Here is a 25,514-nt window from a genome sequence, read left to right on the forward strand (position 1 = left end):
ATAGAATCACTTTAGTACTTTTGCTACTTATGGATTCATTAACGCAAATTGTTTTAGGTGCCGCATGTGGTGAAATTGCACTAGGAAAAAGGATAGGAAATAAAGCCATGCTTTTCGGAGCTATTGGTGGAACCATTCCTGATTTAGATGTTTTTATTGGTAGGTGGTTATATGGAAATGAAATAGATGTTATGGCTTTTCACCGAGGATTTATGCATTCGATAGTGTTTGCAATTATCGGGGCTTTTGTATTTGCTTGGATTACTTACAAACTATATGATAAAGGAAAACGACAAGGAACAACTACTTTAAAGAATTGGATTTGGCTTTATTTTTTATCTATTTTCACTCATCCTATATTAGATAGTTTTACCCCATATGGAACACAACTTTTTTTGCCTTTTTCTGATTATAGAGTAGCTTTTAATAACATTTCAGTTGTAGACCCTTTATACACTCTTCCTTTTTTACTGTGCTTAGTTATAGCTATGTTTTATAATAGAAAACGAATAGGTAGAAGTTGGTGGGTAAAAACTGGAATTTATATTAGTTCTGCTTACATGATTTTCACAATTGTAAACAAACTTCATATTAATGCTATATTTAAAAAATCATTTGAGAACTCAAATATCAACTATACTAGGTATTCTGTTCAACCTACTATTTTAAATAATATTTTATGGTATGGCATTGCAGAAACTAAAACTAGCTATAAAGTTGGTTTTTATTCTTTATTTGATTCCAAACCTGAACTTGACACCATATTAACCATTCCTAAGAGCAGACACCTACTTAACACCTCGCATCCAGACATTAAAACTTTAACTTGGTTTAGTAATAATTATTACAATTTAGTTCCTATAGATTCTTCAGCTAATATTCAATACTTAGACTTGCGTTATCCTTTATTAAATCCTAAAAACGTTCAAACATCGATGTTCAGATTTGAATTAAAAAAAGAGCAACATCGATGGAACATGGTTCCCTTTTCAGGAAAACCTCCATCAAGAGAAGATTTAAAACAATTTTTAAATCGTTTTTATGGAAAATAAAACCTTCAGCAGCTATCATATTGTATTAATTTAAAAACTATTTTTGCAGTAAAATTATATTCGATTAATGAAAACTATAATTAAAATTTTATTTATTATTTTTCTAGTGTGGATGACCACAGGAATATACCTACTAAATACGAATCATGAAAAAGCGCCTATTGTAATGGGCTTGGGGGTTTTTTATATGTCTTTTATTTTAATGCCTATATTCATATACCATAGATACAAAGATGGTAAGTACAAAAAATATGTTATAAATAATAACACTTCAATAAAACAAAAAGACTGAGATTAATCTCAGTCTTTTTGTTTTGTATTTATTTAATTTTATTGAACTATTTCGAAAAACGAGGCTATGAATTTATCATTTTTAAGTTTCCCTGTTACCTTTACTTCTCTAACTACATTACAAAAGCCTGTTTTTTTATCATGAGCATCACCAAAATCATCAATATTTGCTCCTTCAACAAAATAAGCCTTATCATCTATTTTTATAGCTAAATCACACCCTTTTTGACTTTTTAATTCAAATTTACATTGTCCACAAGACGCTTCTGCTAATATTTCTTTTTCTTGTTTTTCTGAACATGAAAATAAAAATATAATACTACTTATAGTAAACAAATACCTCACAGCTTAATTGTTTAGTTTAATATCCTATTTTCTCACGAACCCTCTCTAACACATTTTTAGCAACAGCCTTTGCCTTAGCAGCACCTACAGCTAAAGCCTCATCAATTTCATGACGGTTATCCATGTAATGAGTATACTTAGCACGAACATCAGCAAACGTATCAATAATTAACTCATATAAAGCTTGTTTCGCATGTCCATAACCATAATTACCTCCTTCATAATTAGCTCGCATTTCATTAATCTGTTCTTCGGAAGCTAATAATTTATAAATTGCAAAAACATTATCAGTATCAGGATTTTTAGGTTCCTCTAAAGGAGTACTATCTGTTTGAATACCCATTATTTGTTTACGCAATTTTTTATCTGGTAAAAAGATATTGATAATATTATTCCTAGATTTACTCATTTTTTCTCCATCAGTTCCAGGAATCAACTGTGTATTTTCACTAATTTCAGCCTTTGGTGGTACCAATGTATCTCCAACAATATTGTTAAACCTATTAGCTACATCACGTGTCATCTCTAAGTGCTGTAACTGATCTTTACCTACAGGTATTATTTCAGCATCGTACAATAAAATATCTGCTGCCATTAACATAGGGTAAGTAAATAAACCACTATTAACATCAGCTAACCTATCTGCTTTATCCTTAAAGCTATGAGCCAATGTTAAACGCTGATATGGAAAATAACAACTTAAATACCAAGACAATTCAGTCACTTCAGGAATATCACTTTGACGATAAAATACAGTTTTATTAATATCAATTCCACAGGCAAGCCAAGTTGCCGCAGTACTGTAAGTATTTTCACGTAATTGCGTTCCTTCTTTAATTTGAGTTAAAGAATGCATATCAGCAATAAACAAAAACGATTCGTTTTCAGGGTTATTTGCCATCTTTATTGCTGGCATAATAGCACCTAATAAATTACCTAAATGTGGAGTTCCTGTACTTTGTACTCCTGTTAAAATTCTTGACATCTGTTGTTTTTGTATATAATTATAATTGTTACATAAGCCTTCAAAGCTTAACTACATCAGCAAAAATAAGGTTAAAATTTATCAAACAAAAGAAATTACTACATTAGCAACCATGAAGTATTTTAAATTACCACTCTTGTTATTTTGGAGAATTTGGTTTTACATTTTAATGTTTAGCTCAATAATTATGATGCTCCCCTTTTTATTAGTATTAACTTCTAACGAAAAATACTATCCTACTTTCTGGAAAATGATTAGAGCTTGGTCGTTTCTTTTAATTTATGGTATGGGATTTCGCTTAAAAATAAAGAAAGAACAAAAGATAGAAAAAAACAAAAGCTATATGTTTATAGCAAATCATGCATCATTATTAGACCCATGGGTAATGATTGCTTTAAGTAAGAATCCTATTGTTTTTGTAGGAAAAAAAGAACTTGTTAAAATACCTGTTTTTGGTTTCTTTTACAGGAAAGTTGTTATAATGGTTGATAGAGTATCTGAAAAAAGTAGAAAAAGAGTTTATGAAATGGCTAAAGAAAGACTTAAGAACGGAACTAGTGTTGGAATTTTCCCTGAAGGGTTGGTTCCTGAAGAAGATATTGTTTTAGCTTCTTTTAAAAACGGAGCCTTCAGTTTAGCTATAGAGCACCAAATTCCTATTGTTCCTCAAATTTATTATGATTGCAAACGTTTTTTTTCATGGAATATCTTTAAAGGACGAACCAGGGAATTTTAGAGTTAAACAATGTAATTTCATTGAAACAGAAGGGCTAAAAATTGAAGAAAGAAAGAAATTAAAACAACAAGTATTCTCTTTAGTGTATAATGAATTAAAAAATGATGAGTTATATATGAAAGACACTAACAAATTAAATAATGAGTGAGAAATTAAATTACCATTATAGTAGAAAAGAAGAAAGGCTAAATATAGCTAGCCATGGCTTCGGATTATTATTAAGCTTAGTAGCATTTCCTTTTTTACTGAACAAGTCATTAACCTATACTAACTTTTGGGAATTAATAAGCTTCATAATTTATGGTGTTAGTTTAATCGTTTTATACAGTGCTTCTACCTTTTACCATGCCGCAAAAGACCCTAAACGAAGAAGAAAATTAAATATCTTTGATCACGCAGCCATTTATATACTAATAGCAGGAAGTTACTCTCCATTTTGTTTAATTTCCTTACCTAAAGAACTAGGTTGGTATATGTTTATTTTTGTTTGGTTATTTGCGCTTACCGGAGTTATTTTAAAGCTTTTTTTTACAGGAAAATTTGACAAATTATCCACAGCTTTATATTTATTAATGGGATGGCAAGTAATTTTCTTTATAAAGCCCTTAACTAATAATCTCCCAGAAAAAGGATTGTTTTTTTTAATTTTAGGAGGTGTTTTTTACACAATAGGCGCCATCTTATATTCAATAAAAAAAATAAAGTACAACCATGCTATATTCCATGTTTTTGTTCTTTTCGGTAGCTTCAGCCATTTTGTAACAATATTTTATTATATTTAAGAACTTTCTTTTCATAAATACCTTATTAGATAAGTTGATTTGTTTGGTTTTTGACAACTAAACAAATAAGTAATTAACTATACATCAATTTCTTCCCCCATTCAGAAATTGATATAAGAAGGGCATTATGATGAAAATTATTTTAATTGATGATGAAAAAGATGCATTAGAAGCATTGGAGTGGAAAATTAAAAAATGTATAGTAAATGACGATTTAAATATTGTAAAATGTAGCTCACCTACTATTGGCATAAACTTAGTTAAAGAATTAAATCCCGATTTAGTTTTCTTAGATATACATATGCCCGAGATGGATGGATTTACTTTTCTTGAAAAATTTCCTGAACGAAACTTTAATGTTGTATTTACCACTGCTCATGATGAATACGGCATAAAGGCAGTTAAAGCAAATGCGATTGACTACCTACTCAAACCAATAGATATTGATGAATTACAACTCACTTTTGTTAAAGTTACCAAACAATTACTAAAAAAAACAAACAGTAACAACATTATTAATAGGATTAATGTTTCTGCTGACAGAAAAGTGTATTTAATAGCCAAAGAAGATGTTATTTATTTAAAGGCTGACAAAAGCTATACAACGATTTTTTTAAACACTGGAAAAAAAATCATTGTAACAAAAACATTAAAAGAGGTACAAAAAAAATTCGATTTCCCTGACTTTTACAGAGTTCATAATTCTTACGTAATAAATCTTAATTATGTAACAGAGTATAATAAAGGGCTTAATGAAATAACTTTAAACAATGGCGTGGTTGTAAGCGTTAGTAGAAGGAAAAAAAATATTTTAATTAATAAATTGAGACTAGACAAATAATGCTGCTAGATATTTCTTCTACATTTTATCAATGGGTTCGAGGTGGATTAATTGTCCTTTTTGTATATCACGTAATATTCTACGCACAAAACAAAGATAAAATCTATAAATTTTATAGCGGATATCTTTTCTGTTTAACAGTTTATCTACTGAGAGATATTTTTGAAAACCAAACTGTTCAATATTACTATCAATACATAAGCTTTTCAATTCAATATATAGGCTTTGTCTTTTTTATTAATTTCTGTAGAGAGTTAACAAAAAGTAAAAAAAAATTCCCTCGGATAGACTATGGAGTTTTATTACTGTCAAGAGCACTTGTCGCATTCTCTATTCTATTAATTATAATCCAATTTTTATATGGTTACGAAATACAAAAAAAAGTTGTAACGTACTCTTTACCTATAACCACATTGTTTTCTTTTTATGTATTTTACTTGTTGTCAAAAATCAAAACAACACAAGTTCAATACTTACTCTTAGGCTGTATTTTATTTTTGGTTTTTGCTAATATTAGCTCTTTAAAAATGATGAAAGGTGATCAATATTTAATAAACCTGCCTGTTCATAGAATGTTCTATTATTTTGTAGGAGCCATCATTCAAAGTACCTTTTTTGCAATTTTAATAGGAACACATTATAGAAAAATTTTGGAAAAGAAAAGAGAAGTTGAAATAAACTTCCTTAAACAAAGTAATCAGATATCTCAATTAAAAATAATTGCATTAAAGAATCAAATGAATCCTCATTTTTTATTTAACTCTTTAAACTCAATAAACAACTTTGTTATTCAAAATAAAATAGATGAAGCCTCAAACTTCATTACAAAGTTCTCTTTTTTAGTACGAAGAGTACTTGACGTTACTAACGAAAATGCCATAAGCCTTACAAAAGAACTTGAAATACTTTCAATATATGTAAAACTTGAACAAATGAGGTTAAAAAAAGGATTCGAATTTGAAGTTTTACTCAACCCAAATGTAAATAATTCTAAATTAAAAGTGGTCCCATTGTTTCTTCAACCCTTTATTGAAAATGCTATTTGGCATGGCTTACAATTAGATGAAAAAGGGAAAAAAATATCACTTGAAATAACAGAAGTAAAAAGCAATATAAAAGTACTAATTATTGATAATGGTATAGGTATAAAAAAAAGTAAGAGTATTAAAAATAAACAAATTCATATTAAACAGTCTTACGGAATAAATATTGTAAAAGAAAGAATGAAGTTAATGTACGGAAACAAAATTCAAATCCAAATTAAGGATCTTTTAGATGAAGGGAAAAATGGAACTAAAGTAAGTCTAATGTTCCCTAAAATTGACTTATAAAATTAAACAATTTACCAGTTATTGTTTAATGCATATGTTTCATTTATCTTTTTCTTCCAGTTGTTTAATAAAAAAAAATAACAGTATATAGTTTTGTAAATTAGAAGTATGAAAAGAAAGGGATTGTGAATTTTTAAGGGGGGCTCACAATTTATCCATGAAAAGACCAAGGAAACTTGGTCTTTTTTCTGTTAAAAAAATAAACTAAACACAAAATAAAGGTTAATTTATTATTAATTGTTAATTTATTACTTGTTTTGGTTAGGATTGTATTAATTTAAATTGTTTCAGAAGCGTAAGTTTGACTAATCAATTAAACAACAATACATTATGAAACAAAAAACGTTTTTTTTACCCTTCTTATGCTTATTATTTTTTTACTCAACAAAACTATCCGCACAAGATTGTAAAGTAACCCGAGAAAATCAAAAAGTATTTCTAAAACACCCCAAGTCTAAAATAGAATATGACAACTTTAATAGTTTAACTCAAAAAATAGTTAAAGAAAAAACACACAACAAGCATAAAAAATCTGGTGAAATATATACAATACCTGTTGTTGTTCATGTTTATGGTTCCGTTCAAAACGGAAAAACAGTCACTTATGACAAGATTAAAGTTGCCTTAAACAAACTAAACGATGATTTTAATGGATTAAATGACGATTTTAATTCAATTGACCCTTTTTTTAATGGCAGAAAATCAACATTAAGTATTCGTTTTGCTTTAGCCAAAATAGACCCCTATGGAGGAAGCACAAACGGAGTTGTATTTTATGATGAAAAATCAGGTTATGGAAATGGTGGTGGTTATGACAACCAAATAGCGGCAGATGCTTGGGATAATTATAAATATATGAATGTATATATAATGGGAGATCTGTATGCTGACGGTAGCTCAACCAACTCTGGAGTCGCTTGGTACCCTAACACATACATGTCTGACAACAACACTGCAAGAGTTGTTTATAATGGACGATATATCCATGGAAATACGAATAAAGAATTTGCTTCAGTTTTCACCCATGAGTTTGGACATTGGCTAAACTTGATTCATACCTTCGAAGGAGGATGTAATGACCCTAATGGAGATTATGTTAGTGACACTCCTAAAGAAGACGAACAATCAGGCGATGATGGATGCGTAGTTGGGGCTAGTGATTGTGGAAATTTAATAAACTATGAAAACTATATGGGATATGACGCTGCATCCGGATGTGGTAAAATGTTTACTCAAGGGCAAGTTAATAGAATGATTGCCGCATTAGAACATCCAGCAAGAAAACCTTTATGGCAACCTGCAAATTTAGCTGCAACAGGAGTAAACTTAAACGGAAATACTTTGGTGGTAGATAAAGCATCAGTAGAGGAAGCGCTATCTAACAATGGTTCAATAGCAAATGAATCAAAAACAATAACATTACAAGGGGGTACATTTACTCAAAACTCTGGTAACTTAATACTAGGAACTCATTTTGACACAAGCTTACCTCAAGGCTTATCTGCTCAAATAAGTGTTACTAGTAACAATACACTTAGTGTTAATTTTACAGGACAGGCTACTAATCATGCAATAACAAATAATACCACTGGAGCAATAATATTTAAAAACGCAGCTATTTCAGGTGGAACCTCATCTTTAAATTCCAATAAAATAACCTTTAATTTTTCTTTCTACGATCCTTACAAAGTTGTTTATACTGACAATCAGGACTACACCGCTAACTCAGGTAAAACCTGGACATTTTTTAGAATTGAAGGAGCTTCAAACAATAGTTTTGGAACATTTTTCGAAAATAATTCACTTAAACTAGAAACCTATCAAAAAGCGCTAGTTTGTGAAGCTGGAACTAGAAATATAACTCCTATTCAATTAAACACTCTAATTGATCAACAAAGTTCATGGGTAAATGGAGGTGCTTACCCAGACTTACATGTAATAAGGGATGCAAATTATACAGCGTGGGATAATCAAACTGCCTATATAGGATTTCAAATAGAAATCTATCCAGGAAAAACTAATTATGGTTGGTTTAGAGTTAGAGTTAACAACAACGGAACTTCTTATAGCTTATTAGATTACGCATACAGTACAGAACCTTTTGGTCCTATTAAAGCCGGAAGTAAAGTATGGGATGGAAATATTGGAGCAACCTGTTCTGACGGCATTCAAAATGGTGACGAAACAGGAATAGACTGTGGAGGTTCATGTCAGCCTTGTACTATTGATATTAATTATTGTAATTCTAATGGTAAAAATATAAATGATGAATTTATTAGTAGGGTTCAATTAAACACAATTAATAATAGTTCATTAGGCTCAAATAATGGCTATGAAGATTATACCGGGAGCGTATCAACCTCTTTATCTAAGGAAGCTAATTATTCAGTAACTATAACTCCAAGTTGGAGAAGTACAGTTTACTCAGAAGGGTATAGTGTTTGGATAGATTACAATCAAAATGGAGACTTTACTGATAGTGGCGAACAAGTTTGGACTAAAGCTGCTTCAAGAGACTCATCAGTTACAGGTCAGTTTAAAATACCTACATCTGCTAAATCTGGAATCACAAGAATGAGAGTTTCTATGAAATATAACGGGATCCCAACTTCATGTGAATCTTTTAGCTATGGTGAAGTTGAAGACTACCAGATCATTATCAATAGTGATGCTGTTCCTAATTGTAATGATGGAATTCAAAATGGTGATGAAACTGGTATTGACTGTGGAGGTTCATGTCAACCTTGTAGTACAAATAATGATATTGTATACGTTGATATTCCTGACTTAACTGTCAACTCAAACGATACGTGGAAATTTTTCAGAATAGAAACTGGTGACGACACTGGATATGGAGCGTGGTACAGTAGCAATTCCGTTAGACTTGTTTCCTACAATAAAGATATTGTTTGTGAAGGAAATACCCGAAACGCATCACTTTTAAGTGAAGGTATAACTGTTGGTGCTTCAAGTAATTTTGTAGCAGAATCTAATAGCTATGTAGTTAGCTCCGATGATTACTCAACTTCTAATGGAAAAAATGGTTTTATAGGGTTTACATTTAAAATAAATGGGAAAACTCATTACGGATGGTTTCATATAACTGTTGCCAATGACGGAAAATCATATTCAATAACAGATTATGCGTATAACAAAACAGCTAATGGAAATATAACTACAGAAATAAGAGGTAGTGTAGGTCCTAGCTACATTAAAAGCGGTTTTCATTCTAACATCATATCAGTTGTGCCAAACCCGTTCAACACAGAAGCTAAAATTAATATTTCAAACTTCAATAATCAGGGTAAAATAAAAATAGAAGTTTATGATTTATTAGGAAGGTATATCCATGGAAAATCAATTTCATCACCTTCTAATTCAATTACTATTGATAATACTGTAATTAAGAACAAAGGAATGTATATACTCAAAGTGTTTTCTGATAAACATGTAAAAACACTAAGTATAATAAAAGAATAAGAAACAGAAAAAGGAACGATTCCTTTTTATTTTAATAACCTGCTTGCATCTCAAGCAGGTTTTTTTACCATGTACTATAAGGCAATTTACTTATATTAGAATTGTAATATTTTGCTATTCCTGTTACCTCCTCCCCTAACCAATTAGGTTTTTTAAAATTTTCTTCTTCCTTTTCAAGTTCAATTTCAGCAACAACAAGCCCTAGGTTATCACCTAAAAACTCATCTACTTCATATGTATGCGTATCAATATCTATTAAAAATCGGTACTTCTCAATTATTCCTTCTTCACATAAGCTCAACAAGTTTTCTGCTTCACTCTTAGCTATTTCTTTCTCCCATTCAAAACGAGTAGTACCACTTTTATTTGAAGGGCCTTTTATTGTTAAAAATCCTAGTTCGTCTTTTATCCTAACTCTTACCACTCTTTGTTTGTCAGAATTTAAAAACCCTTGTTTTATATAATTCTTCTTTCGTGCTAATGATTTATATTCATCAGAAGCAACCAAAAACTTACGCTCTATTTCAAAAACCATAAAAATTGATATCAAATTTGTACGAATGTACCTTTTTTTATCGTTAATAATAAATATCTTTGGGTTCTATTATGAAGAAAATAATACTAGTTTTTCTATTATTTATAAGTGTTAATTTAATTTCTCAAACCGATTATAGTAACCAATGGGAGGATTTATTTTCATACACCAATGTCAAAGACTTTATTAAATCTGGAACATTAATTTATGCAGTAACTGACAATGCTGTTTTTGTTTATAACACACAAACGAAAGAAATTAATAAAATATCTTCCGTTCAAGGATTATCAGGAGGAACTACCTCTTCAATATTTTACAATGACACCTTTAAAAAATTGGTATTAGGTTACGAAAATGGCTTAATAGAAGTAATCGATGAAAAAGGAAAAATTACAACTTCTCCTGAGATAACAAATTTCAATCAAACAGGTGAAAAACGAATAAATCATATATACGAGTACAATAATAAACTATACTTATCTACTTCATTTGCTATCGTTGTATATGACATCGAAAATTTAGAATTTGGAGATACTTATTTCATTGGAGCTGGGTCATCTGATGAAAAAATAAATCAAATTACAGTTTTTGATAACAAAATTTATGCTGCCACTTCAAGTGGTATTTATATAGCCAACGCTAACAACCCAACTCTAATTGACTTTAACAATTGGACATTAAGGTTTCCAGGCAACTTTACTAATATTACCGTATTTAACAATCAATTATTGGCTTCTAGAAATAATGAATTAGTAGTGATTCAAGGAGCTACAATTTCTAACCTAAGAACTTTTGGCGAAGAAATTCAAGGCTTAAAAAGCTCAACAAGTAGCTTATCGGTTGCTTTAAAAACAAGTGCAGTAATTTTAGATAAAAGGTTAACTCAAATTACACAAGTACAACCTTCAAGCAACTTTGATTTTAATTTAAATGAAGCATTAGAAGAAAATAATGATATTTATTTGGCTACTAAAAAATATGGAATTTTAAAAACCATCACCACATCAGCAACTACTTTTGAAGAAATACATCCTACTGGACCATTATTGAATGATATTTTTTCTATTGAAGCACACAACAACAATTTATGGGTTGTATACGGAGGATATGATGCTGCTTATACTCCTTTACAAAAAAGAAATGGTTTTTCTCATTTCAATGGTAAAGACTGGCTAAACAGCCCTTTTAATCCTAATTTCCCTTTAGGTGATTTAATATCTATAAGTATTGACAAAACAAAAGATAACTCAGTTTTTATTAGTTCTTATGGTGACATTTCTGGGACTCAGATAAACAGTCCTTTAACTGGAGGATTACTTCACGTTGAAGATGATAAAATAAAGACTTTTTTCAATCAACTAAACAGTCCTTTAGAAGACATTGAAAAAAGCTTACCTAACAGAGTTACCATAAGAATTGGTGGAACAGCCTTTGACAATCAAGGAAATTTATGGGTTACTAACCTAGGAGCATCAAAAAGATTAAAAAAACTATCCCCAAGCGGGCAATGGACTAATTTTGACATCCAATCTATAGTTACCTTAAATGATAAATTAGGAATGAATGAGGTTGTTATTGACAAAACTAATACTGTTTGGATAGGGACGCGAAGAAATGGTGTGTATGCATTTAACGAAAATGGCGACAGAAAAAAAGCATTAACTACTGAAGTAACCAAAGGAAGTTTACCAAATTTAAATGTACGTTCGGTTGCTGTAGATAGAAATAATAGAATTTGGCTAGGCACTTTAACAGGTTTAGTTCTATTTACAAACACTTCCGGAATTTTTGAAAGCACCATAAACGATGCTGCTCCAATTATTATTTTAGATGAAGGTATCCCTAAAAAATTACTAGGTGATCAAACCATTAACTCTATTAAAGTAGATGGTGCGGATAATAAATGGTTTGGTACTGAAGCTGGAGGTGTACTATACACAAACCCTAGTGGTCAAAAAACTTTAGCAAAATTTAATAAAGATAACTCTCCATTACCTTCAAATAAAATTATTAAAATTAGCATAGATAATACAACTGGAAAAGTATATTTTGCTACAAACAAAGGGATGGTTGCTTACAATAGTAAAGTATCTCCTTTTGGTGAAGAATTAGGAGAAGTATATGCCTATCCTAATCCTGCATTAAAAAAACATGATATCATAACCATTGATGGTCGTAACGGATCTCATTTACCTAAAGGGACTAATGTTAAAATTTTAGATGTTTCTGGAAACTTAGTCTACGAAACAAATGTGATAGAAGGACAACAACTTAAAGGAGGTAAGGTAACTTGGAATAAACGAAATTTAGCTGGCGTTAAAGTAGCCTCTGGAGTATACATTGTTTTACTTTCTACAGATGACAACTCAGAAACATCTTCTACAAAAATTGCAATCATAAACTAATGTCTGTTATTTCCACAAGAGCAATAGTTTTCAACACTATTAAATATGGAGACACCAGTTTAATTGTCAAGTGTTTTACCCTTGAAGAAGGAGTAAAAACTTACATGATCAAGGGAGTTTTAAAAGCTAAAAAAGGAAAATTAAAAACTGCTTACTTTCAACCATTAACTCAGCTACAATTAATAGCCAATCATAACAATAAAGGTACACTCAACTCTATTAAAGAAGCTCAAGTTGTATTTCCATACAATACTATACATACTTCTATTATAAAGCAAACAATCATTTTATTCTTATCGGAAGTTTTATCAAATATTGTTCAAGAAGAAGAAAAAAACGAAGCACTATATACCTATGTAGAAACAGCAATAATTTGGCTAGACACCCATACAGATGTTGCTAATTTTCATTTACTTTTTTTACTAAACTTATCAAAGTTTTTAGGGTTTTACCCAGAAGTGTCTCAATCTAACAAAGAAGCCTTTAGCTTAACTGAAGGTAGTTTTACAGATAGTAGCTATGAAAAATTAACACTTACAGGAAAAGAATTAACACTCTTTAAAAGACTATTAGGCATAAATTTTGATAGCATTAATAATATCTCTTTCAATAAAAACGAAAGACAAGCTATCCTTCGAATTATAATTCAATATTTTGAACTACATTTGGATGGATTTAAAAAACCAAAATCGTTAGATATTTTAGAAACTGTGTTTAGTTGATTATGAAGCAAGTAATAGTAGTACTTTTCTTATTAATAATTACCCCTGTATTTTCACAAACATTAACCGTTATTGATGCTGAAACTGGTAAACCAATTGATGCTGTTGCTGTTTTTAATTTTGAAAAAACAAAATCGGCTATTAGTAATGAAGATGGCATTCTAAATATTTCTGATTTTTCTAAAAATGAAATACTTATTTTTTCACATGTAGCCTATGCTGAATTCCAAGTAAAAAAAACAACCTTAAAACTAAACAACTATCAAGTATACCTATCTAAAGAATCTGAGCAGTTGGACGAAGTTGTTTTATCCGTGTTTAAAAACAGCGAAAAAACAAATAGAATTGCCGAGCAAATTGCAGTTGTAACAGCTAAAGATATAGCTAAAGTTTCTCCTCAAACATCAGCAGATTTATTAGCTAATATTCCTGGTATAAAAGTTCAAAAATCTCAATTTGGTGGTGGAAGTCCAGTACTGAGAGGAATGGAAAGTAATCGTGTTTTACTAGTTGTTGATGGAGTACGAATGAACAACGCTATTTACAGAAAAGGACATTTACAAAACGCCATTACAGTTTCTCCTAATTTATTAGATAGAACCGAAGTTGTTTTCGGACCTTCGTCGGTAATTTACGGTTCAGATGCCCTCGGTGGTGTTATTCATTACTATACTAAAACCCCTAAATTATCAGATAAAAACAACGTTAAAAGTTCCTTGTTTTCTCGTTACAGTACAGTAAACCGTGAAACAACAAACACTTTATCTGCAGAACTGCAATTCAAAAAATGGGCATCATTTACAAGTGTTTCCCATAGTAATTTTGACGACCTAACTATGGGTAAAAATCGTTCTCATGGGTTTGATGATTGGGGAAAAGTTCCATTCTATTCTGATAATGTAGATGGAAATTATAATGAAAACCCTGTTGCAAACCCTAATCAGAATTTACAAAAAAATACGGGATACAATCAAACAGATATACTTCAAAAATTTTACATTCCTCTATCAAAAAAAACTGATTTAAAATTAAACTTTCAATACTCTACGTCATCTGATGTGCCTAGATTTGATAAATTAATGGAATTAAAATCAGAGAGTTTAAAGTTTGCTGAATGGTATTATGGCCCTCAACAACGTTTATTAATTTCTCCTCAGCTAGAAATCAATCCAAATAAAAAATGGCTAAATAAAGGGGTTTTTACACTTGCTTATCAAAATATTAAAGAAAGTAGGATTCAAAGAAAATTTGGAAGCCTTGACAGGTCATATAGAGAAGAAACCGTAAATGTTTATAGCTTTAATGGAGATTTCACTGTCCCTCTTGCAAAAAAACGTAATTTAGGATATGGTTTTGAGGTTGCCTATAACGATGTTGGATCTAACTCTTATGGAAAAACTTTACATATAGTAAACGGTAAAATCAATGGATTTAACGGTGATTTCGCTGTACAATCTAGATATGCCGATGGAGGAAGCAGCTATTTGAGTTCAGCTTTATACGTTGATTACCGACAAGATGTTACAAGCAAATCGACCTTAAACACAGGAATTCGTTTGACAAATACGAATTTAACTGCCAAATGGATAGATGAACAGTTTATAAAATTACCAGATAACGATATCAGTGTAAACAACACAGCATTAACTGCTACTATTGGCTATGTGTATAAACCTAGTAAAACATGGCAATTAAATACTGTTATATCTTCTGGATTTCGTTCACCAAATATTGATGATGTAGGTAAAGTAAGAGAAAAAAATGGAAAAGTAACTGTTCCGAATGTTAACTTAAAGCCTGAGCACGCTTATAATGCTGAAATTGGTATTCAAAAATATTTTAACAATCGTAAATTTAGAATAGGAGCAAATATATATTATACCTTGTTACGTAATTATATATACAGAGAAGCTTTTGAACTCAAAGGGGAAACAACTATTAAATTTGATGGAGAAGACAGTGATATTGTAGCTAATGTAAATAAAGGTAATGCATACATAACGGGTTTCACTGTTAGCTACCAAGGAAAACTTCATGACAACTGGAAAACCTCTGGATTTATAACGTATACAAAAGGTGAAAGCTATGATTTAAATGAACCAATGTCTTCAATTCCTCCTCTTTTTGGTAATTTCGAAATAAATTACACTACTAAAAAATTTGAAGGAGGTGCAAACCTACGATTCAATGCTAAAAAAGACATTAAAGATTATAATATCAATGAGGGGATTGATAATCATACTCAAACCCCAATAATAAACACAAACGCACAAGAAGACATTAATAAATATTATGGTACACCTAGCTGGGTTACTATTGGCTTATACGGTAAATACACTTTAAATTCACTTGCTTCTATTCAAGCAAGTATTAACAACTTGTTTGACGAACATTATAAAGAATTTGCTTCAGGAGTTTCTTCTCCTGGAAGAAATCTTTCAATAGGATTACAATTAAACTTATAAATAAAATGATAAATATATTTAAAATTGTTAGTTTTTTAGAAGGTGTTTCATACATATTATTACTAGGACTAGGAATGTATTACAAATACTTTTTAAACGACCCTACATATGTTAAAATGTTTGGCATGCCTCATGGAGTACTTTTTATAGCCTATATAATTTTAGCTATTATATTAAAGTATCAATTAAAATGGACTGGAAAAACCTTTAGTATTATTTGTTTACTTTCTTTACTTCCTTTTGGAACTTTTTTCGTTGGTAAATATTTAAAAAGCTAATTACCCTCCACTTACTGGAGGAATGATAGCCACTACATCATTTTCCTTTAAAACAAGAGAATCATTGGCGTATTCTTCATTAACAGCTATTGCATAAGAACTTACACTAGTAATTTTAGGAAACTGCTTGACTACTATTTTTTTAAAGTTTTCAATAGAAGTATTTTCAGGAGCTTCTATTTCTATAGAAGAACCTCCTATTAAATCACTAGCAATACCAAAACAAAGTAATTGAATTTTCATAGAACAAAAGTACAAAATACCAATAGCTAAATATTTTTATAATTTATATTTTACTTTAATGCTTAATTATTTTTTTAAAAAGGCAACCATTTTATCAGGAAAATCGGTAAATGCGCCATCAATATTCGCCTCATAAAATAACAACTCTATCATTTCTTCAAAAGAAGAAAATTCGTTTAACTCATCTGCTCTTAGAGTATAAGGATGCACTTTCAACCCATACTCATGCGCTTTATTAACCAAAGTTGTTAATTTCCATTTTCCTTTTTCTTTCACATCTAAAATTTGTTTGTACCAGGGACCTACTCCATCTGCATATCTAGCATAATATCCTAACTTCTGAGCGTCAAATTCGTTTTCTATAAGTTGTATCAAAAACAAATTACACTTTAATTCTATTCTGATACGTTCAAGCTCTTTAGCATCAAAGCACTGAAGAACACATTTGTCTTCCTTGGTTCTATATCCATACTCAAAAAGAATATCTACTATTATCTTAGAAATATCTTTTTGATTTTGATGATGGAATTCAGGATTTTTAATTTCAGGATAAATACCAATAGTATTTCCTGTGCTGTGATTCAACCCTTGAATTAGTTCAATTTCTTGTTGAAAAGAATGAAGCTTAAAATTACTCTTGCCTTTTGGAAAGCGATTTGGATAAAACTGCTCTCCATTTTTTGGATTAAAGCGTTCAGTGACCTTTAAACACAGCAACTCATCAAAAGTAAAATCAACAACATAATACCTACCATCCTTCCTTTTTCTATTTGGATACACTGAAGACACATTGGTAACATCGTCTAAATAAATATCATGAATTACAACAGGTATATCATCTTTACTAAGAACTAAATCCTGCTCAATAAAATCAGGTTTCATAGCATAAGCCATAGCCTTAGCTTCCATAGTATGTTCAGGTAAGTATCCTGAAGCTCCCCTATGAGCAATAATAATTTTTGAATTCACTTTTTAACTATATTAAAACTGCTGTGAAAAGATAAAAAGTAATTTTGAAAAATAAAAACATAAAATCTTTCAATTTAAAAACTGAACCGTTTTTAACATCTATTTATTATAAAGAAGCTTATCCTTAACAAAAATTACACTAACTCTTTCCAATACTCGCTATAAAAGTTAGCTGTTTCTAATAGTTTTTGATGGTTACCATTTATGGTAGTCTCTCCATTTTCTAATACATAAATAGTATCGGCATATTTTTTTAAAGTTTCTAAACGATGAGAAATGAATAATATACCCATTTTATCTTTAAGTTTTGAAATTAATTCAATGCTAAATTTTTCTGTTTTTCTATCCATAGCTGCAGTAGCTTCATCTAAAATTAACAATTGAGGTTGTTTATATAAAACTCTTGCCAATGCTATGATTTGTTTTTGACCGCCTGATAAATTAACCCCTTCTTCACCTAAAACAGTAGCATATCCTTGCGGCAAAACCTTAATAAACCCCTCAAAACCATACTCTTGACAAAACCGCATAACACTTTCAGGTTTATCCTCTTTTCCTAATAAAATATTATCAAACACATTTCCATTGAAAATAGTGATTTCTTGAGGCACAACACCTACTAAACTCCTCCAATAAGACATATTAATTTCTTTAAATGAAACTTTATTATTAATAGTTATTGTCCCTCCTTCAAAGGAATAAAATTTTTGCAATATTTGACCTAGAGTACTTTTACCACTTCCACTTTCACCAACAACTGCAGTAATTTTTCCTTTTTTAATAATTAAATCTAGATCTTTTAAGAGTTGACTTCTTCCTGCAAATCGAAATGATAAGTTTTTAATAGCTAACAAATCAAAGCTTTCAATTTCAATACCACCCTGTTCTTCTTTTTCAATTGAAGTGAATTCGAACATTCTATTAAATGCTATTTTTGCTTCATTAATAGGTATAGAAACCAAAGCTAAATTTGTTATAGAAGGCAATAAAGAACCTGCAATACCTAATATTGCCATCAATTCACCTAATAGCATTTGCTTGTTATAAACTTGAAAAGACGTATATGATAAAATCGCCATTAAAAACAATACCCCAGCTATTCCTGCCAATAATGATAAACGAACATTTATTTTTCCTAAATCAACAATTTTATTTTGTAAATTACCAAATACTATTTGATTCAATTTTTGAAAAAAAGACTGGCGATTAAAATTTTTAACCGTTGCAATACCTTGCATAGAACTAATATAATTACTTTCACTCAATGCGTAACTTTGCATTACCTCTTTTTGTGATTTAATAATTTTAGCATTGAACCTATAAATAATCAAAAAATAGATGGGTAAGCTTATTAATGAAATAAGACCTACTTGCCATGAATAAGAGAATAAAAAACCAAAAGACACCAGAACAACCAATAAATCAATAACAAAATTACTAGCAATAAACTTAATTACTTTTTGCACTCTATTGGTATCGTTTAAACGAGCAACTAATTCTCCTATTTTACGAGTATCAAAAAAAGGTTTAGGCAAATGTAATAGCGATGTATAAAATGAATCTATAATTCGATTGTTGAAATCTTTAGACTGACGTATTAATAAAATTTCACGCAAAGCAGTAAAACCCACTCGAACTAACAATAAAAAAGTTAGTAAACCAATACCAAAAAACAATTTTTTAGTATTTTGTGAAGGTAAAATATCATCTATCAATTTTTGTGAAAACACCGACATTGCCATTCCCAACAAAGCAATTCCAATACCCAATACAATACTTATAAGTAACAATTGTTTATCTTCTTTTAATAGTTTTAAAAACCATTCTTTTTTTGACTTTTTCGTGTCAATAGCTTTAACAAAGCTAGTATTTGGACTTAGTGTTAAACAAGTTTTAGAAATCCATACTTTTTCTAATTCGTCTTTGGTATAGGTTAATATTCCTTTTCCAGGGTCACCAATTATAAATTTATTGTTTTCAAAACCATAACATACTATATAGTGTTGTAGTTTGTTTTGTATTAAAACATGTAAAACAACAGGCTCTTTATGATCTATTAAAGCTTGTATATCTGCCTCGTTACCTTGAGCTGTAAACCCAAGTTGGTTGGCAGTTTGATACAACCCTAACAAAGTAGTTCCTTGCTTAGTAGTACCACTTAATTCACGTAATTTTTCTAATGAATTACTACCTCCATAATACTGTATTAGTGACAATAAGCAAGCCACTCCACAATCTGACTGGTCATGCTGTAAAACGTGCGTTTTTGGTAACTTCTTTAAATTTATGTTTTTATTTTCTTTTCTCATTAATTTTAGCATTAAGTAAAGTATACAATTTTTTACTATCTTCTTTTCTTATAGTTGTGGTACTACAAACCAACGTTTCATTTTTATTTTTATAAATAATTAATGAGTTATCAGTTAATTCTACTTTAGTAAGTTCATTAAAACTTATTGACTTCCCCCAGTACGACTGAATTTTAAGTACCATACCTAATTTATTATAGCGCACATAATTTTTATAACGAAAATCTTTCAGAAAATAAACTGCTTGAGTAAAATGAGCAAACGCCATTAAAACATAATTCCATTTATTATTTTCATTAGTAAAAAAACCAAATAACCCCATTATTAGTAAAATAATAGATACAATTAAAACACCTATCCAAAACTTACTTGTCATAGCATTAAAATAGATTCTTTCTTTATTACTAACCATAGAAAATCTTTGTATTATTTTTAGTTAAAGTATTAATCAATTTAAAGATGCAAAGTAAACTACTGAAAGTATCACATTGGTTATGTGACAATCCTGTTTTGGGTAATAGTTTGCTACACCAATTATTCCAAAAATTATCCAAATTAAATCAGTTACAATCTCAATTTTAGCATTTCTATTCATGCTTTTTATAACTTTTAAATGCTAAATAAATGTAGGCAGGAATAATAATGACTTTATCAAATAGGTTCATATATTCTTCAAAAAAAAGCATTATAATTACATGATAAACAACTATTATCGAAAAAACAATATCCCACACAGTCATTTTTTTCATAAGCTTACTTTATTAACTCTAAAATTGCATCAACTTTCGTAGCTCCTTTAAATTTTTTAAGTAACCCTTGGTTTACATCGTATACAACAATGTAAGGAATAGAATTAACGTCAAATAATTTTGAAAACTCCCCTTTTACATCTTCTAAAAAAATTACATTTTCTTGATTGTCTAACTTATACTCTTTAGCAAACTTTTTTATTCCTTCTTTTCTTTCAAACGACACAAAAATTAACTGCATATGTTTAAAATCTGCTATCCGTTGTTGTATTTTAGTGGCCTCTGACTGACAATAATCACAATCAGAGTTAAAATAAACAAAAACAGTCGATTTAGAAGCTAAACTATCCTTTGTAAACAGGCCCCCTCTATTGTGTTAAAAGTAAAATCAGGAATAGTTTTAGTACGCTCAGCTACCTCTTTTTTATAACTAAGTTTACTACTTATTTTGTACCCTAAAAAACCTATAGTACTAAGTAATACAATAGCGATACTAAGTTTTAATTTCTTTTTCATTATTGTTTTTTTCTTACTTATAAAAGTGTATCTCAACAAACATATTATTGTAATAAAGAAAATTATATTTCCTTTCACTTCTTTTTAATTCCCATAGTGATTACAAACGATACAATCTATATCATGAAAAATCATTTACTCATAATGATTTCGGACGGTGATTGCGAATAAAATGAAGCAATCTGTTATTGGTATGTTTTATTATTACTATTATATATACAAAATATGCTACCCACGATATAAAGATTACTTCAGTCGTAGTCTGCTTCGTAATGATAAATATTAGTTGTAATTAGGTTTTTGAAATGTAAAACCTAACTCATATTTAAGGTTAAAAACATTACAAGCCCCATCCAAATAACTAAACCAGTACCATAACTAACAGCTGTAATTTCAAAACTTTTCCAGTACTTATTTTTTAATAACTTATGTAGCCCATATACCAATACGAAAAAATACCCTATTTCAAATAAATTAATGGTTTGTAGTGGGTATATTAACCAAGCCTCTAGGCTTTTAATATCTAAAAAATTAATATAACTTAATGGATAATATTGTTGAATATCTTGTAAAGTATAGTCTGTTTTTATAAAATAAAAATATCCTAATTTTACAAAGCCAACTAGTACCAATACAAATTCTCCTAATAGTGCTAGCCTGAAAAATTGGTTAAACTTTAGTTTGTACTCCATATCGTAAAAGAACATTCCGATGCTTAAACTCATGGCTACTAAACCAGATCTTATTAAAATTATTAAAGGTGCAATAGCGTACCCTAACCAATCCCATTTTTTTTGAGCTTTTAATAATTGGATTGCTTTTTCTTGAGCTAATTCTTCAGCATAGAAATTAAATACTAACTCATCAATATTCAGAAAATATTTAAATAGACCTCCTGAAATTATGGTAAGTAGTATAAGTGCAATAAAAATTTTTGTCCTTTTCATGATTATTTTACAGTTTTTATCATCTCACTTTTCTTTTTTCTTAAATCTTAACTTAATCTTTTCGATAATACGTCATTTAATAAAAAATATTTATCAAGCTTATGAAATTATTCTGCTTTCATCAATTACATTATAATATATATTCAAAACTAACAAAAAAATTATTCCTTGTAAAAATTTCTGGATTATAAAATATTGATTTAAAAATCCCCCCTTATATAACAAGTGAATAATAGTCAAAAAAACTATTATTCAAAATTAAAAAGAGTTTACTTTTCATAATCAAAAAATCTACAAGCTTATAGCCTGTAGATTTAAAGTATTATTTCATTTAACAAGCTTATTTTTAAAGATAAATAAAAATAAACTTACTGATAATAATATATAGTCCAAATTATTTGGGTTAAAAAAGATTAATTTTACTAAAAAGTTAATAAGAATTATAATTACAATAGTAAAGAATATATTTTTTTTCATCTTTTAAAATTTTATGTTTTTAACCAAAAAGCCCATTAGCTATTCCCCATCCAGCACAGACGCTAGATGCTATTAATCCAGCAGGATGAAGATTAATTGCTCCTTTCGAAATTATATTCGCAAGCAATACTGCCGAACACGCTCCATTAACCCAATCTCCCCAATCTCCTCCTTGTAAACCTTCCATTTGATTTAATTCTAAACTTTTCATAATAAAATTGTTTTTAAAACAAACACTATCAAAATTAGTATAATTTTTATCATTTTTAATAGCATTTGGTATTATTATCCTTTTCTACGATTTTTTTAAGGTCACTCATAGCTTTATGACCATTTTGCGCAAAAATATTTTCAGTTTCATACAAGATTTCATCTTCAAACTATTAATTTTAGTAAGATAATATTTATCGTTCTTGAGCTCAAATCATACCCCTTCTTACTTTCCTGTTTCAAAAATAAACTATATAAAATTAACATTGGTAAGTCAACGACTTACTTTAAGTAGGTCGCTGACTTACTTTTTACTCATTTTGGCTAAAAAAGACACCTTTTAAACTATTTTTAAAAATATTTAAGGTTTGGTATTCAAAAAAATCGTTGTTTTAAACAAAACAATAAAAACATCAAGTAGCATTGTGAAGTATAAAGATTTTGAAAATTATCAATTTTTGTAAATAGTTTGGCATGCAATAGAATAAAACTGGATGATTTTGATATTTTTTTTAAGATTTTTATATATAAAAATCAGTAAATTTGTAAGCACAAAAACTAACAAAATAAGCTATTTTCTCACTATAGCTTCTATTAAACTCATACATCATAATGAAGACTATTCATTCTTACTGGGCGTATATTGTTCTAGCCGTATTAATATACACAGTTATAAATGCTATTATTGGGCTAATTCAAAAAAAAGAGTTCACGCACAAAGAATTTCGTTTAGGTTTATTTACACTAATAACAACTCATATTCAATTACTAATAGGATTAGGTTGGTATTTTATGTCACCTTGGTTTAAAGCATTAAGATCTAACGGAGGAGAAGTTATGAAAGACTCTGGAGCAAGATTATTGGCTATTGAGCATCCCTTTACTATGATTATTGCCATCGTTTTAATTACAATGGGATGGTCAAAACATAAAAAGAAAGTAAGAAGTGAAGCAAAATTTAAATGCTTTGCTATTTTTTATGGCATTGCTCTTTTACTCATATTATCAAGAATCCCTTGGAGTAATTGGTTTTAAAACAAATAAATAGTCCCGCTTCCGCGGGATTTTCTATTTTTGCACTTTATAAAAATAAAACAATGAAATTTTTAAGCTACATACTATCATCAATATTTGCGTTAGTTTTCTTTTCTTTATTATTAATTTTTCATCCTTTACAATGGTTAGGACTTAAAATTTTTGGGCAAAATGGCCACCAAAAAGTAGTCGACATAATGAATTGGTTTTTAATAAAATCTCTTTTATTCCTAGGAATTAGAACTAAATTTGAAAATAAGTATGAGCTACCTGAAAACACAAGTTTAATTTTTGTAGCGAACCATCAAAGTACTTTTGACATACCTCCTATTATATGGTATTTTAAAAAACATTGGCCTAAGTTTGTTGCAAAAAAAGAACTTGGAAAAGGAATCCCGAGTATCTCTTTTAACCTAAAACATGGGGGTGCTGCTTTAATTGATAGAAAAGATGGAAAACAAGCTATCGTAGAATTAGCTAAATTTGCAAAACAAATAAATAAAAACAAATGGTCAGCAGTAATATTTCCTGAAGGCACAAGAAGTAAAACTGGAAAACCAAAAAGCTTTGCTCCCAACGGTTTAAAAGTACTTACTAAATACAACAAAGATTCCTACGTGGTTCCTCTAACCATAAATAATTCATGGAAGGTTTTTAAATATGGTAAATTTCCTTTAGGTATCGGAAGTCCTATTAAAATAACTACTCATAAACCAATAAAAGTTAGCAGCCTTCCATTTGATGAATTATTAGAAAATATAGAAACAACTGTTAAAGGATCAATTCAGTAAGAACAAACAACAATAAAATAAAAATAATGTCAATAAGAAACATACGAAAAGAAGTAATGCAAACACTGGAAAAAAACATTGACAGTTTTGTAGATAAATTTCTAGTACCTATAGAAAAAATTTGGCAGCCAACCGATTTTTTACCTAATTCACAAAAGGAGACTTTCATTGATGAGGTTAAAGAAATTCAAGAGATTTCTAAGGAATTAGATGATGATTTTTGGGTTGTATTAGTAGGTGATACTATTACTGAAGAAGCATTACCAACCTATGAATCTTGGCTTCTTGATTTAGATGGAGTTACACAACAACCCGATAATGGTTGGGCAAAATGGGTTCGTGCTTGGACAGCTGAAGAAAACCGTCATGGAGATGTACTAAACAAATATTTGTACCTATCAGGACGTGTAAACATGCGTGAGGTTGAAATTACAACACAACACTTAATTTCTGATGGATTTGATATAGGTACCGCTACTGACCCATATAAAAACTTTGTTTATACAAGCTTCCAAGAATTAGCCACCTACATTTCACATTTAAACGTAGCAAAAATTGCAAAGAAAAAAGGACATAAAGCTTTAGCTAAAATGTCAAGAATTATTGCTGGAGATGAAATGCGACACCATTTAGCGTACTCCGAGTTTGTAAAGGAAATATTTAAAATAGACCCTAGTGAAATGATGTTAGCTTTTCAGCACATGATGAAACATAAAATAGTAATGCCAGCTATGCATTTACGTGAATCATTTGGTGCCAAAGGAAGTTTATTTGATGATTTTTCTGCAGTTGCACAACGAATAGGAGTATATACTGGTTTTGACTATGTTGACATTTTAAAGAAATTAAATACAACTTGGGAAATTGATAAAATAACCAACCTTACTCCTGAGGCTGAGAAAGCAAGAGATTACTTAATGAAATTACCAGATAGAATGTATAGAATCACAGAACGTATTATAGTTCCTGACACTAAATTCAATTTTAAATGGATGATTCCATCATAAAAACAAAAAGGTC

At 29.6% G+C, this 25,514-nt stretch carries 26 protein-coding genes; 14 read left to right on the plus strand and 12 right to left on the minus strand.

Annotated features, from left to right (window positions below):
- The first annotated feature begins 29 nt into the window (after positions 1 to 29).
- Both ACMFBB_RS10235 and ACMFBB_RS10240 read left to right on the plus strand, forming a co-directional pair.
- Positions 30 to 1,052 (plus strand): metal-dependent hydrolase, encoded by a 1,023-nt coding sequence (locus ACMFBB_RS10235; protein ID WP_435260687.1) that lies wholly within the window; start codon positions 30 to 32, stop codon positions 1,050 to 1,052.
- 67 nt (positions 1,053 to 1,119) lie between these two features.
- Complete coding sequence (locus ACMFBB_RS10240; protein WP_435260688.1) at positions 1,120 to 1,344, plus strand: hypothetical protein; 225 nt, start codon at positions 1,120 to 1,122, stop codon at positions 1,342 to 1,344.
- A gap of 38 nt (positions 1,345 to 1,382) precedes the next feature.
- Here the strand turns inward: ACMFBB_RS10240 and ACMFBB_RS10245 are convergent, their stop codons facing one another.
- Both ACMFBB_RS10245 and trpS read right to left on the minus strand, forming a co-directional pair.
- The gene (locus ACMFBB_RS10245; RefSeq protein WP_435260689.1) at positions 1,383 to 1,688 is read right to left on the minus strand and encodes a DUF6370 family protein; all 306 of its coding nucleotides are present in this window, start codon (positions 1,686 to 1,688) and stop codon (positions 1,383 to 1,385) included.
- A gap of 16 nt (positions 1,689 to 1,704) precedes the next feature.
- On the minus strand, positions 1,705 to 2,673 hold the full coding sequence (gene trpS / locus ACMFBB_RS10250; RefSeq protein ID WP_435260690.1) for a tryptophan--tRNA ligase: 969 nt from the start codon (positions 2,671 to 2,673) through the stop codon (positions 1,705 to 1,707).
- A gap of 187 nt (positions 2,674 to 2,860) precedes the next feature.
- Between trpS and ACMFBB_RS10255 the strand changes: the two genes are divergently transcribed.
- From ACMFBB_RS10255 to ACMFBB_RS10275, 5 genes are all read left to right on the plus strand, one after another.
- Complete coding sequence (locus ACMFBB_RS10255) at positions 2,861 to 3,409, plus strand: lysophospholipid acyltransferase family protein (RefSeq protein ID WP_435260691.1); 549 nt, start codon at positions 2,861 to 2,863, stop codon at positions 3,407 to 3,409.
- A 140-nt stretch (positions 3,410 to 3,549) separates the two neighbouring features.
- On the plus strand, positions 3,550 to 4,191 hold the full coding sequence (gene trhA / locus ACMFBB_RS10260; protein WP_435260692.1) for a PAQR family membrane homeostasis protein TrhA: 642 nt from the start codon (positions 3,550 to 3,552) through the stop codon (positions 4,189 to 4,191).
- A 127-nt stretch (positions 4,192 to 4,318) separates the two neighbouring features.
- Positions 4,319 to 5,032, plus strand: a complete 714-nt coding sequence (locus ACMFBB_RS10265; protein WP_435260693.1) for a LytR/AlgR family response regulator transcription factor — start codon at positions 4,319 to 4,321, stop codon at positions 5,030 to 5,032.
- On the plus strand, positions 5,032 to 6,363 hold the full coding sequence (locus ACMFBB_RS10270) for a sensor histidine kinase (RefSeq protein ID WP_435260694.1): 1,332 nt from the start codon (positions 5,032 to 5,034) through the stop codon (positions 6,361 to 6,363). The genes ACMFBB_RS10265 and ACMFBB_RS10270 overlap by 1 nt, the downstream gene beginning before the upstream one ends.
- 330 nt (positions 6,364 to 6,693) lie before the next feature.
- The gene (locus tag ACMFBB_RS10275) at positions 6,694 to 9,843 is read left to right on the plus strand and encodes a M43 family zinc metalloprotease (protein ID WP_435260695.1); all 3,150 of its coding nucleotides are present in this window, start codon (positions 6,694 to 6,696) and stop codon (positions 9,841 to 9,843) included.
- Positions 9,844 to 9,907: 64 nt separating this feature from the next.
- Here ACMFBB_RS10275 and ACMFBB_RS10280 read toward each other — a convergent pair whose 3' ends face one another.
- Positions 9,908 to 10,378, minus strand: coding sequence for a CYTH domain-containing protein (locus ACMFBB_RS10280; protein ID WP_435264296.1), 471 nt, complete (start codon positions 10,376 to 10,378; stop codon positions 9,908 to 9,910).
- 71 nt (positions 10,379 to 10,449) lie between these two features.
- Between ACMFBB_RS10280 and ACMFBB_RS10285 the strand changes: the two genes are divergently transcribed.
- The 4 genes from ACMFBB_RS10285 to ACMFBB_RS10300 are packed head-to-tail and all read left to right on the plus strand — an operon-like array spanning position 10,450 to position 16,248.
- Positions 10,450 to 12,783 carry a two-component regulator propeller domain-containing protein gene (locus tag ACMFBB_RS10285; RefSeq protein ID WP_435260696.1) on the plus strand — a complete coding sequence of 778 codons (2,334 nt, stop codon included), beginning with the start codon at positions 10,450 to 10,452 and terminating at the stop codon, positions 12,781 to 12,783.
- Positions 12,783 to 13,505, plus strand: a complete 723-nt coding sequence (gene recO, locus ACMFBB_RS10290; protein WP_435260697.1) for a DNA repair protein RecO — start codon at positions 12,783 to 12,785, stop codon at positions 13,503 to 13,505. The genes ACMFBB_RS10285 and recO overlap by 1 nt, the downstream gene beginning before the upstream one ends.
- Before the next feature lie 2 nt (positions 13,506 to 13,507).
- Complete coding sequence (locus ACMFBB_RS10295) at positions 13,508 to 15,970, plus strand: TonB-dependent receptor (RefSeq protein WP_435260698.1); 2,463 nt, start codon at positions 13,508 to 13,510, stop codon at positions 15,968 to 15,970.
- Positions 15,971 to 15,975: 5 nt separating this feature from the next.
- Positions 15,976 to 16,248 carry a DUF3817 domain-containing protein gene (locus ACMFBB_RS10300; RefSeq protein ID WP_435260699.1) on the plus strand — a complete coding sequence of 91 codons (273 nt, stop codon included), beginning with the start codon at positions 15,976 to 15,978 and terminating at the stop codon, positions 16,246 to 16,248.
- On the opposite strand, the gene ACMFBB_RS10305 is transcribed toward ACMFBB_RS10300, so the two are convergent.
- The 9 genes from ACMFBB_RS10305 to ACMFBB_RS10345 form a co-directional block, all read right to left on the minus strand.
- Positions 16,249 to 16,491, minus strand: coding sequence for a MoaD/ThiS family protein (locus tag ACMFBB_RS10305; protein ID WP_435260700.1), 243 nt, complete (start codon positions 16,489 to 16,491; stop codon positions 16,249 to 16,251).
- A 66-nt stretch (positions 16,492 to 16,557) separates the two neighbouring features.
- Positions 16,558 to 17,460, minus strand: a complete 903-nt coding sequence (glpQ, locus tag ACMFBB_RS10310) for a glycerophosphodiester phosphodiesterase (RefSeq protein ID WP_435260701.1) — start codon at positions 17,458 to 17,460, stop codon at positions 16,558 to 16,560.
- A 134-nt stretch (positions 17,461 to 17,594) separates the two neighbouring features.
- Positions 17,595 to 19,769, minus strand: a complete 2,175-nt coding sequence (locus ACMFBB_RS10315; RefSeq protein ID WP_435260702.1) for a peptidase domain-containing ABC transporter — start codon at positions 19,767 to 19,769, stop codon at positions 17,595 to 17,597.
- Positions 19,753 to 20,181 carry a hypothetical protein gene (locus ACMFBB_RS10320; RefSeq protein WP_435260703.1) on the minus strand — a complete coding sequence of 143 codons (429 nt, stop codon included), beginning with the start codon at positions 20,179 to 20,181 and terminating at the stop codon, positions 19,753 to 19,755. Before ACMFBB_RS10320 ends, ACMFBB_RS10315 begins: the two co-directional genes overlap by 17 nt.
- Before the next feature lie 175 nt (positions 20,182 to 20,356).
- Positions 20,357 to 20,518, minus strand: a complete 162-nt coding sequence (locus tag ACMFBB_RS10325) for a hypothetical protein (RefSeq protein ID WP_435260704.1) — start codon at positions 20,516 to 20,518, stop codon at positions 20,357 to 20,359.
- Between the two features lie 4 nt (positions 20,519 to 20,522).
- Entirely contained in the window at positions 20,523 to 20,879 is a 357-nt protein-coding gene (locus tag ACMFBB_RS10330) for a peroxiredoxin family protein (protein WP_435264297.1), read from the minus strand.
- Positions 20,858 to 21,034 (minus strand): hypothetical protein, encoded by a 177-nt coding sequence (locus ACMFBB_RS10335; RefSeq protein WP_435260705.1) that lies wholly within the window; start codon positions 21,032 to 21,034, stop codon positions 20,858 to 20,860. The genes ACMFBB_RS10330 and ACMFBB_RS10335 overlap by 22 nt, the downstream gene beginning before the upstream one ends.
- A gap of 314 nt (positions 21,035 to 21,348) precedes the next feature.
- Positions 21,349 to 21,981 carry a hypothetical protein gene (locus ACMFBB_RS10340; RefSeq protein ID WP_435260706.1) on the minus strand — a complete coding sequence of 211 codons (633 nt, stop codon included), beginning with the start codon at positions 21,979 to 21,981 and terminating at the stop codon, positions 21,349 to 21,351.
- Positions 21,982 to 22,477: 496 nt separating this feature from the next.
- Positions 22,478 to 22,669 (minus strand): hypothetical protein, encoded by a 192-nt coding sequence (locus ACMFBB_RS10345; protein ID WP_435260707.1) that lies wholly within the window; start codon positions 22,667 to 22,669, stop codon positions 22,478 to 22,480.
- Between the two features lie 611 nt (positions 22,670 to 23,280).
- Between ACMFBB_RS10345 and ACMFBB_RS10350 the strand changes: the two genes are divergently transcribed.
- From ACMFBB_RS10350 to ACMFBB_RS10360, 3 genes are all read left to right on the plus strand, one after another.
- On the plus strand, positions 23,281 to 23,703 hold the full coding sequence (locus ACMFBB_RS10350) for a hypothetical protein (RefSeq protein WP_435260708.1): 423 nt from the start codon (positions 23,281 to 23,283) through the stop codon (positions 23,701 to 23,703).
- Positions 23,704 to 23,765: 62 nt separating this feature from the next.
- Complete coding sequence (locus ACMFBB_RS10355) at positions 23,766 to 24,494, plus strand: lysophospholipid acyltransferase family protein (RefSeq protein WP_435260709.1); 729 nt, start codon at positions 23,766 to 23,768, stop codon at positions 24,492 to 24,494.
- A 26-nt stretch (positions 24,495 to 24,520) separates the two neighbouring features.
- Positions 24,521 to 25,501 carry an acyl-ACP desaturase gene (locus ACMFBB_RS10360; RefSeq protein WP_435260710.1) on the plus strand — a complete coding sequence of 327 codons (981 nt, stop codon included), beginning with the start codon at positions 24,521 to 24,523 and terminating at the stop codon, positions 25,499 to 25,501.
- Positions 25,502 to 25,514: the final 13 nt, after the last annotated feature.

The organism is Tenacibaculum sp. nBUS_03 (genome assembly GCF_051201695.1).
Lineage (GTDB): Bacteria > Bacteroidota > Bacteroidia > Flavobacteriales > Flavobacteriaceae > Polaribacter.

Excerpts from the sequence above, each read along its gene's own strand:
- ACMFBB_RS10235 (WP_435260687.1), top strand. The coding sequence starts at position 30 with ATGGATTCATTAACGCAAATTGTTTTAGGTGCCGCATGTGGTGAAATT.
- ACMFBB_RS10240 (WP_435260688.1), top strand. The coding sequence starts at position 1,120 with ATGAAAACTATAATTAAAATTTTATTTATTATTTTTCTAGTGTGGATG.
- trpS (WP_435260690.1), bottom strand. The coding sequence starts at position 2,673 with ATGTCAAGAATTTTAACAGGAGTACAAAGTACAGGAACTCCACATTTA.
- ACMFBB_RS10255 (WP_435260691.1), top strand. The coding sequence starts at position 2,861 with ATGATGCTCCCCTTTTTATTAGTATTAACTTCTAACGAAAAATACTAT.
- trhA (WP_435260692.1), top strand. The coding sequence starts at position 3,550 with ATGAGTGAGAAATTAAATTACCATTATAGTAGAAAAGAAGAAAGGCTA.
- ACMFBB_RS10265 (WP_435260693.1), top strand. The coding sequence starts at position 4,319 with ATGATGAAAATTATTTTAATTGATGATGAAAAAGATGCATTAGAAGCA.
- ACMFBB_RS10270 (WP_435260694.1), top strand. The coding sequence starts at position 5,032 with ATGCTGCTAGATATTTCTTCTACATTTTATCAATGGGTTCGAGGTGGA.
- ACMFBB_RS10275 (WP_435260695.1), top strand. The coding sequence starts at position 6,694 with ATGAAACAAAAAACGTTTTTTTTACCCTTCTTATGCTTATTATTTTTT.
- ACMFBB_RS10280 (WP_435264296.1), bottom strand. The coding sequence starts at position 10,378 with ATGGTTTTTGAAATAGAGCGTAAGTTTTTGGTTGCTTCTGATGAATAT.
- ACMFBB_RS10285 (WP_435260696.1), top strand. The coding sequence starts at position 10,450 with ATGAAGAAAATAATACTAGTTTTTCTATTATTTATAAGTGTTAATTTA.
- recO (WP_435260697.1), top strand. The coding sequence starts at position 12,783 with ATGTCTGTTATTTCCACAAGAGCAATAGTTTTCAACACTATTAAATAT.
- ACMFBB_RS10295 (WP_435260698.1), top strand. The coding sequence starts at position 13,508 with ATGAAGCAAGTAATAGTAGTACTTTTCTTATTAATAATTACCCCTGTA.
- ACMFBB_RS10300 (WP_435260699.1), top strand. The coding sequence starts at position 15,976 with ATGATAAATATATTTAAAATTGTTAGTTTTTTAGAAGGTGTTTCATAC.
- ACMFBB_RS10305 (WP_435260700.1), bottom strand. The coding sequence starts at position 16,491 with ATGAAAATTCAATTACTTTGTTTTGGTATTGCTAGTGATTTAATAGGA.
- ACMFBB_RS10315 (WP_435260702.1), bottom strand. The coding sequence starts at position 19,769 with ATGAGAAAAGAAAATAAAAACATAAATTTAAAGAAGTTACCAAAAACG.
- ACMFBB_RS10320 (WP_435260703.1), bottom strand. The coding sequence starts at position 20,181 with ATGGTTAGTAATAAAGAAAGAATCTATTTTAATGCTATGACAAGTAAG.
- ACMFBB_RS10325 (WP_435260704.1), bottom strand. The coding sequence starts at position 20,518 with ATGAAAAAAATGACTGTGTGGGATATTGTTTTTTCGATAATAGTTGTT.
- ACMFBB_RS10335 (WP_435260705.1), bottom strand. The coding sequence starts at position 21,034 with ATGAAAAAGAAATTAAAACTTAGTATCGCTATTGTATTACTTAGTACT.
- ACMFBB_RS10340 (WP_435260706.1), bottom strand. The coding sequence starts at position 21,981 with ATGAAAAGGACAAAAATTTTTATTGCACTTATACTACTTACCATAATT.
- ACMFBB_RS10345 (WP_435260707.1), bottom strand. The coding sequence starts at position 22,669 with ATGAAAAGTTTAGAATTAAATCAAATGGAAGGTTTACAAGGAGGAGAT.
- ACMFBB_RS10350 (WP_435260708.1), top strand. The coding sequence starts at position 23,281 with ATGAAGACTATTCATTCTTACTGGGCGTATATTGTTCTAGCCGTATTA.
- ACMFBB_RS10355 (WP_435260709.1), top strand. The coding sequence starts at position 23,766 with ATGAAATTTTTAAGCTACATACTATCATCAATATTTGCGTTAGTTTTC.
- ACMFBB_RS10360 (WP_435260710.1), top strand. The coding sequence starts at position 24,521 with ATGTCAATAAGAAACATACGAAAAGAAGTAATGCAAACACTGGAAAAA.